The organism is Methylobacterium aerolatum, from assembly GCF_022179085.1.
Classification (GTDB): Bacteria; Pseudomonadota; Alphaproteobacteria; order Rhizobiales; family Beijerinckiaceae; genus Methylobacterium; species Methylobacterium aerolatum.
The window spans coordinates 278430-286815 of record NZ_BPQE01000002.1 but is presented as its reverse complement, the minus strand read 5'-3'; the positions used below and the strand labels follow the sequence as shown (position 1 = coordinate 286815).

Sequence of the window (8386 nt, the reverse complement as noted above, 5' to 3'; positions counted from 1 at the left end):
GAGGACGCAGCCCCCCGCGACCCGCATCGGTCTTTGGGATGGTGGCGCCTACGAGAACCTGGGTCTTGAAGCGATCTACAAGCCCGGGCAGACCCCGGACCCGGCCGCATTCCTCATCTGCAGCGATGCCTCCGGTCCCCTGTCGGCTTACGGCTCGGCCTCACCGCTCGCCATCCTCAAGGGTCAGCTCGCCGGGCCGCGGCTCTTCGATATCGCGAGCGACCAGATCCGTGCCCTCAGGTCCCGCATGTTCATGAGGGACGTCGAAGGAGGCACCGTTACGGGCGCCCTCTTCAAGATGGGCGTGTCGGTCCGGGACGTCGATATCAAGACGGGCCGCCCGCGGCCGGCGCGCGAATACGACGATTTCCTCGACGACGGGAATGTCCGTGAGGCGCTCGGGCATCCCACCGACCTGAGGGCGATGACGCCGGCCGCGTTCGAGCGCATCGCCCGGCACGGCTTCGAGGTGGCTGACGTGGTCCTCACGACGCACTCGGCCGCCTCGTATCCCACGTCGCTTCGCTGGCAGCCCTAGGCGGGATGCTCGCTCAAAACCCATCGGAGATCGGAGTCTTTGCGATGACCGCCTACGTGACGTTCTATCCGCTCGGCAACGCCGACAGCACCCTGCTTGAACTTGCCAACAAGCAGTTGCTCCTCATCGACTACGGCAACCAGCGCAATCCGGACGACCCGTACGACAAGCGCTGCGACCTGGCCAAGGAGCTGCGGGCGGCCCTGCGCAAGGCGGGACAGACGCATTTCAGGGTGGTCTGCTTCACGCACCTCGACGATGACCATTGCCAGCGGATGGGCGAGTTCTTCTGGCTCCAGCACTCGACCGCCTACCAGGGAGGTGACCGCGTCGAGATCGACGAAATGTGGGTCCCCGCCTGCGCGCTGACGGAAACGAACCTCGACGGTGATGCGCGCCTGATCCGGCAGGAGGCGCGCCATCGCCTCTGGGAGAAGAAGGGCATCCGCATCTTCTCGCGTGCCGACCGCCTCAAGACGTGGATGGCGTCGCAGGGCATGGATTTCGAAAGCCGGAAGCACCTTTTCGTCGACGCCGGCGAGCTCGTGCCCGGCTTCGCCAAGGACGGGCCCGAGGCCGTCGAGTTCTTCGTCCACAGCCCCTTCGCCTGGCGTCAGGATGAAACCGTGGTCGTCGACCGCAACGGCGACAGCATCGTTTTCCAGGCCGTCTTCGCGGACGCCGACAAAGAGACTTATGCCCTTTTCGGATCGGACGTCGACTATTCGGTCTTAACCGAGATCGTGAATATCACGCGCCGGTACGGCAACGACGGCCGTCTGCGCTGGGATCTACTGAAGCTCTTCCACCACTGCTCGTACCTGTCCCTCGGGCCGGACCGAGGCGTGACCGAGACCGAAGCCGTTCCCGCGGTGAAGTGGCTTTTCGAAACCCAGGGCCGGAATCGCTGCACCATCGTGTCCCCGAGCAAGCCCATCCCGCTCGCCGGCACGCCCGAGGACGATTCCACGCAGCCGCCGCACCGCCAAGCTGCCAACCACCATCGTCGCATCGTCAGGGAGAAGCTCGGGACCTTCACGGTGACCATGGAGCAGAACGCCAACCCTCCGAAGCCCCTTCGCTACGAGATCGACCGCTACGGCATCGCCCTCGCGCTGGCTGCGCCGAGCGTCGCGACCGCCGCGACATCGAAGCCCGCGCGTCAGGGCTGAGCGTCATGGCCTGGCTCGACGAATGGGCGGTCATACCCCTGAGTGATCTCGCCCAGGGGCAGGCGAGGGCCGTGGTCGGCTACATGCGGTCAACCCCGGACATCGTCACCCTGGTCGAGGCACGGCGGCATCCGGGCGGTCCGGAGATGCTCGTCGTCGACGTCCTCACGGGGGCGCCGCAAAGGCCCGTGGTGCCAATCGAGGGCGTCGAGCGGATCGGCATCGCCTTCGGGAACGAGGAGGCCATGCCCCTCGTCATGATGCTTCGGGAAGACTTCCCCGACACGGAACACCAGCAATTGATTCCGGAGGGGTTCCCCTCCGCCATGTGCATCGACGACCGACCGTGGGACGAGGCACGCCTGACTTGGTCACCGGCGGAGCTTCTTCAGCGCATCCACCTTTGGTTCCGACGCGCGGCACGGGGCGAGTTGCACGACCCCCACCAACCGGTCGATCCTTTTTTCGGGCTCTCGTCCCTGAGGGTCGTGGTCCCTTCGTCGGTCCTGTCGCGGACGGACGACGTGGAGCTCGTCGGCTTCAAGACCACGGACGACGACCCGAACGTCATCATCGTCCTTCCGGCCGGGTCCATGCCGAAGGGGGCGAGCGGGGCCCGGATACTGCCGGTGGCCTACACCGTGCCCCCGGAGCGGATGACCCGCTTGCGGCGGGCCCCCCGGGACCTCGGCGCCCTTGCCCGGGTCCTTGCCGACCGTGGCGTCGATATCATTCACGACCTTCGGGAACGCGTGATGCGCTGGGCCGGCTCGGAGGCAAAGGACCATGCGCGCCTGAACGGGACGCTCGCCCTGATCGTCTCCATGCCCGTTGTCGCGCCTAACGGGGAGCGGCCGGGACTGCTCGACCTCCGCGTCTTCATCACCCTGAAGTCGGTCGGCGAAATCGGGGTGGCGCTCGGTGTTCTCCTCCCCGACCAGGACGAGAACGCGGCATCCGGTTTCGTTCGGGCGATTCCCTCCCGCGACCCCGACATCATGCGGTTGGGTGAGTGCGCCGTAGAGATGGCGCAGGTCCATCGGGCGTTCGACGCGGACTTGGCCGCCACCTTGGCCGGACGGACAGGCGCGGATGCCCGTAAGGTCGTCATGGTCGGGGCGGGCGCCATCGGGGCTCACGTCGCCGAAAGCCTCGTCCGCGAGGGGCGATACGACTGGTGCATCGTCGATGACGACCGGCTGCTGCCCCACAACCTCGCGCGCCACACGTTGCGCACCCTGGAAATCGGACAGGTGAAGGCGGCGGCCCTGGCGGACCGCCTCAACTCCATTTTCTATCCCACCGCTCCCGGACCGGTCACGCGAACCATCGGCTGCAACGTCCTCCGTCCCGGGTCCAAGGCCGACGAGTTGCGCGACGCATTCGGTAAAGCCGACATCATCATCGATGCCTCCGCATCGGTCGCGGCGAGCCGGCACATCGCCGACCTCGACGTATCCGGGCGGTGCACGAGCGTGTTCTTCAATCCCTCGGCCGAGGCCGCCGTGGTCCTCGTGGAGCCTGAGGACCGCTCTGTCACCCTGCGTGACCTTGAGGCCCAATATTACCGGACGGTGCTGGCTAGCCCGGCATTGGAGCGCCACCTGACGGCGACGGGCGAACGCTTTGCCTTCACGGGCGCCTGTCGGGCCGTGACGAACCGCGTTCCGGAAAGCCGCGTGGCGCTGCTGTCGTCGCTTGCCGCCATCGGCCTATCGCAGGCCTTGGATAGCCCCAAGCCCTTCATCGGCATCTGGACCTTGGCGTCGGATGGTGGCGTCTCGGTCACGGCCCCTAACATCGCTCCGGTCCAGCGCTACTGGCTCATGGGATGGGAAATCACCGTCGACGCGGACGCGCAATCTATCATGGCGCGCATGAGGGAGGCTGTCCTGCCCGCCGAAACGGGAGGTTCCGTGATCGGTGTCGTCGACGGCAGCGCGCGGAAAATCCATATCGTCGAGCCCTTGCCGGCACCACCTGACAGCAAGGGAAGTCCGACCGAGTTCGAGAGGGGCGTCGAGGGCCTATCGGACGAGGTGCTTCGGAAGATGGCCAGGGTCATGGACATGGTCCGGTACGTTGGCGAATGGCATTCGCATCCTCCGCACCATCCGGTGAACCCGAGTTCCACCGACATTGTCCAATTGTGTCAGACCGCCATCGATACCTCCCTCGACAGCCTGCCTGGATTGTCCCTGATCATGGGGGATGATGGATTGAACGTCGTCATGGCCGAGAAGCTTGGGTGAAGTCCGTCGGTATTTCGGCAAAAATCAACTATGCTTCTGAGGCCGGGATGGCTTCATCGAAATCGAGACGGGCGCCCGGGGCTTTGTATGACGACGCGTTTTAGGGCTTACCAGCTCGGCACGAAGGGATCTTCGTTCTCCTACTTCGCCGATGGGCACTTCACCGTCATCGAAGGCCGCCTGAACGAGGTCAACCGAAGAACCCTCCTCGCGGAAATGGAGATCTGTGGTGTCACCCACGCCGGCACCCTCCACGTGACGAGTTGGGACGCCGACCATTGCGCAGGCTCGGAGCTCGAAGCGCTCTTGAGCCTCGCCAAACCGGCGAAGATCGAGTGTCCTGGCTACGCGCCTCACACCGTGAATGGCGAAACGTGCCTCGACATCATCGAGGCCTATCGACATGAGAGGCGTTTATCCAACCGCGGCGCAACGGTGAGGGCGATCACGCCCGAATATATCGCTGGCCTGCAACGAGTGAGGGACCTCGCGTTCGAGGATACCCTCCATAATCCCGTTCATCTGAGCCCGTCATGCGATAACGATAACTCGACGGTTAAGCACTTTCGACGCGGTGACTTTAACGTTCTAAGCTTAGGCGACGTCGAGTCTTCAAACATTGGCGCACGTCTCAGGCGACTGCGCACCCTTCGTCGCGAGACGGACGTGATGATCCTCGCGCACCACGGTGCAGACAACGGATTCACTACAAAAAAATTCCTCAGGCATCTTGAGCCTACTTTGGCCATCTGCTCTTCCGATTACGCAAACATGTACAACCACCCCACTCTGTCGATCCGAGAACTTCTCTATGAGGAGAAGATCCGCTTGATGACGACCAAGACCGGTGACGTCATCGTAATGTCCCTGCCGGAACGTCCTGGCGTATATCGAGCGATCAATCTGCGAACGTCTTCGACGCGTGCCTCGTCGGTGTATGATTTCGTCGCGAAAAAAAGTCGTCTCCTTGCGATGAACGATGACAGTTTGCGCCAGCTTTATGCGCCTCGCCTTCGCTTCCCGAGGTAATCCTGCCTTGGGCATGCCATGACCCGGCTGCATCCCACGGTGTCGGCGCCTCAGGGAAAGTTATCCACGGGATCCCCAGCTCACAGCTTCTCCGTCGCGAAAGCCTCGCATCTTGGTTGACCCAACTTAACCGAGCTGTTTGGATTGGCGGGCGCTATAACGCCGACACCTGCCGTCCCGGCCGTTCCCGGACATCAGGAATAGGGTAAATCGAACGATGTCCCGTTCCGCACGCCTCATACGAAAAGCCGTTGCTCGGCCGGGCGTGCGCGTGACCTGCGCCGTATCCGGCCTCGACGTCGTCTTTTCCCACGCATTCAGCAACGAGGCCTGACCGGCGCGCGGACGCGCCCGGCTGCCTCGTATCGGAGGCAGCATGCCCCTCGACCACCCCCACGACCCCGACCGCCAGATCGGCGAGGTCTTCCGCAGGCTGAGCTCGCTCCGGGAGACCTGCGGCGAGGCCGCCGTGTCCCGTTGCGTTTCCGCCTTGCTCGTGACCCTCGGCGCCTCCGCGATGGCTGAGGCGGAACGCCGTGCCGCCGCCCTCGCCGAGCCGGCCGGGCCGCGCCCGGGCGACGTCCGCGTCACGGCCTGGGCCCAGCGCACGACGGCAGACCCGTTCGACGAGAGCATCGAGCCCTGAACGGCCAACCACCAAGGAGCGTGACCATGCGCCTGCGCCTCATACCGGTGCCGACCGGCCGGAAACCGGCCGACCGCGTCCGCACCCTTTCCCGATCATCCAGCGAGGCCTGACCGGCGCGCCCGAGTGCGTGCGGCTGCCTCGCATCGGAGGCAGATCATGACCAAGTCCGCCGACAAGCCCCAACTGCCCCGGCGCCTCGCCGCCGCTTCCATCCCGGCCGATGCCGACCCCTTCGACGCCTTTCTGGCCGAGCCGAACGCCTCGGAGATGATGGCAACCGCCGCCAATTCCCGCGTCACCACCCTGCTGGCGATGGCGATGCTCCAAGACGCCATGCGTCCCGCCGACCTCAAGCGCATCTCCAAGGCCGCCGGCCTCGCCGTCGTCATCGGCGTTCCCGGCCCGGACTGGGTCGACCCCGTCGCCCGCGCATTGAACAGGGTGGGGGTTTGGGGCGATTTCCTGAAGCGCAGCGGCGAGTCGCGTACTCAGGATCGACCCGATGTTGGTTGCGCCGCCGTCGCCGAGGCCCTCGGTGCCGGCCAGAACGTCGGCGGGATCAGCAACGCGCCCGAGCGTTACCTACCGTCGAACCTGATGGCCCTGGCCGACATCAGGGTTGACCTGGGGTCGCCGAGCCCGCGGGCGCTCCGGTCCACCATCCGGCTCGCGACCGGCTCGCGGCCCGGCCCGATCAAGCCCGGCATCGCGGCCGGGCTGCCGTTCGCCACGGTCGCGGGCTGCATTCGCCGGGGCAGTTCCGGCCGGGCCTGCGTGAGGCGCATCGAGAACGCATCGCGCGCCCTCTCCAGTCCGCCCCAAGGCCTCGACGACGTCCCGTTCCTGAAGGATTGCCACGGTTACGGCGACGAGGTCATGCGCTGGAGCCAGGGCCTCGTGTCGGCGATGGCCGAGGTACGCGCCGGTACGCGCCACATGAGCTCGGTGGAGGAGCGCCACATCGTGCTGGCAGGGGAGGCCGGTGTAGGGAAGACGTCCTTTGCCCGGAGTCTGGCTAAGTCCCTCGGCGTGCCGTTGCATGCGACCAGCGTCTCGGCATGGTTCGCATCGACCGGCGGGTACCTGAACGAGATCGTCAAGCAGGTCGACATGGTGTTCTGCCACGCCGTCGCCTCTGGTCCCGCCGTCCTGCTGCTCGACGAGATCGACGCCCTCCCGAACAGGGCGACCGTCGACAGCCGGCACCGGGACTACTGGGTGCCCATCGTCTCGCACATCCTGACGGCCCTCGACTCCGCGGTATCCGGGGCGAGCTCGTCCCTCATCGTCATCGGGACCACCAACTTTCCGGAGAGGTTGGACGAGGCGCTGGTCCGGCCCGGCCGATTGAACCGGGTGATCCGCATCGAACGTCCTGATATTCCGGCCATCGCCGGCATCTTGCGCCATCACCTCGGGGACGACCTGAGGAACGTCGACCTCGGGCCTGTCGCCGCCATCGGCGCCGGTGCGACCGGCGCGGAGGTCGCGGGCTGGGCGAAGCGGGCCCGCGTCTCGGCCAGGGCCGCGCGACGGCCCATGGCCCTTGCCGACCTCGTCGCGCAGGTGGCCCCCGCCGAGACCCGCGACTACGAGGAGGTCCTGGCCGTGGCGCGGCACGAGGCCGGGCATTGCGTGGTCGGGCACATGGTCGGAAGCATCGAGGTCCAGGCCGTCTCGACCGTGCCGACCGGACCGTATGCCGGGGTCACGCGAAGCCGGGTCCGCGTCCGCTCCAGCGTCACCCGTCGCGATCTGGACGACTACGTGACGACCCTTCTCGCCGGACGGGCCGCCGACGCCCTCTGGGGCAGCGTCCACAGCGGGGCGGCCGGGCAGCAAGGCTCGGACCTCGCCACCGCGACCCGGCTCGTCGCAGCGGCCCATGCCAGTTACGGTCTCGGCGGGAGCCTGGCGTGGCTCGGGTCCGAGGACGAGGCGATGCAGATGGTCCGGCTCGACCCCAATTTCAGGCATCGGGTCGAGGCCGACCTGACGGCGTTGCAGAAGCGCGCCGACGCCCTTGTCGCCGAGCATGCGGTCGTCATCGATGCGGTCGCCCGGAGGCTCGCGACGCAGCGGGTCATGGCCGGGGAGGAGGTCCGGCAGATCATCGCCGCCATGACCGTCCGCGGCGCGTCCGACCTCGTGGCGCCTCGCGACACGTGAACGCCGGCGCCGCACCGGCCGCGGGTGCATCGATCTCTCCGCTTTCCGTTCAGCTCCCGGAAGCCATCCCGCCAAGCTTGGCTTGCGGGGCGCCGGGCATCGTGGTCAGCTGCATCATCATGACGAGCATACGCATAGCCATAACCGCGCGCGACGCGGTGCGGGCGGACCGTCGCCCCGGCTAGCCGTCCCGGTCTCCCCAGACCGAGGGCCGGCATCGCCGGCCGACATGATCACCCGAGCCACGAACGCATCGTGCCCAGGCCGCGCGCCCGGGCGGCATCCGTGGAGCTCGGAATGACCTGCGTCCCCCGATAGCGAACCGTCCCATAGCCTGACCGGCATCCGGTCCGGCCCGCGACCTCGCTCGCCCCGATCCCGCTCCGTCTCCTTCACCGCTGCCGTTTGCAGCGTTCGGCGGAGCCGTGCCTTCCACCCCGCAAGGATATCCCGCCATGACGAAGAACCGTCTCGCGATAGCCGGTGCCGAACGCGCCGCCGGCATCGCCATCCCCGCGACCCTGGCAGCCCCGTTCGGTCCCGCCGGTCAGACGCACGGTCCGCGCGTCGCCGGCCC

The 8386-nt window shown here is 66.7% G+C and carries 5 protein-coding genes and 1 pseudogene; all 6 read left to right on the top strand.

From position 1 onward, the window contains the following. Positions 1-538 (top strand): annotated as a pseudogene (locus MFF06_RS01810) (patatin-like phospholipase family protein); the annotation flags it as partial. A gap of 44 nt (positions 539-582) precedes the next feature. Beyond that, positions 583-1710 (top strand): anti-phage 6A-MBL system MBL-fold protein, encoded by a 1128-nt coding sequence (gene mblB, locus MFF06_RS01805; RefSeq protein ID WP_238201270.1) that lies wholly within the window; start codon positions 583-585, stop codon positions 1708-1710. 5 nt (positions 1711-1715) lie between these two features. After that, the gene (gene cap2-3 / locus MFF06_RS01800; RefSeq protein ID WP_238201269.1) at positions 1716-3962 is read left to right on the top strand and encodes an anti-phage 6A-MBL system cap2_3 protein; all 2247 of its coding nucleotides are present in this window, start codon (positions 1716-1718) and stop codon (positions 3960-3962) included. An 87-nt stretch (positions 3963-4049) separates the two neighbouring features. Then, entirely contained in the window at positions 4050-4991 is a 942-nt protein-coding gene (locus tag MFF06_RS01795) for a ComEC/Rec2 family competence protein (protein ID WP_238201268.1), read from the top strand. 376 nt (positions 4992-5367) lie between these two features. Further along, positions 5368-5637 (top strand): hypothetical protein, encoded by a 270-nt coding sequence (locus MFF06_RS01790; RefSeq protein WP_238201267.1) that lies wholly within the window; start codon positions 5368-5370, stop codon positions 5635-5637. A 159-nt stretch (positions 5638-5796) separates the two neighbouring features. After that, on the top strand, positions 5797-7809 hold the full coding sequence (locus tag MFF06_RS01785) for an AAA family ATPase (RefSeq protein WP_238201266.1): 2013 nt from the start codon (positions 5797-5799) through the stop codon (positions 7807-7809). Positions 7810-8386: the final 577 nt, after the last annotated feature.

What these genes read in the sequence shown, in the direction of transcription:
- mblB (WP_238201270.1), top strand. Translation starts at nt 583, where the DNA reads ATGACCGCCTACGTGACGTTCTATCCGCTCGGCAACGCCGACAGCACC.
- cap2-3 (WP_238201269.1), top strand. Translation starts at nt 1,716, where the DNA reads ATGGCCTGGCTCGACGAATGGGCGGTCATACCCCTGAGTGATCTCGCC.
- MFF06_RS01795 (WP_238201268.1), top strand. Translation starts at nt 4,050, where the DNA reads ATGACGACGCGTTTTAGGGCTTACCAGCTCGGCACGAAGGGATCTTCG.
- MFF06_RS01790 (WP_238201267.1), top strand. Translation starts at nt 5,368, where the DNA reads ATGCCCCTCGACCACCCCCACGACCCCGACCGCCAGATCGGCGAGGTC.
- MFF06_RS01785 (WP_238201266.1), top strand. Translation starts at nt 5,797, where the DNA reads ATGACCAAGTCCGCCGACAAGCCCCAACTGCCCCGGCGCCTCGCCGCC.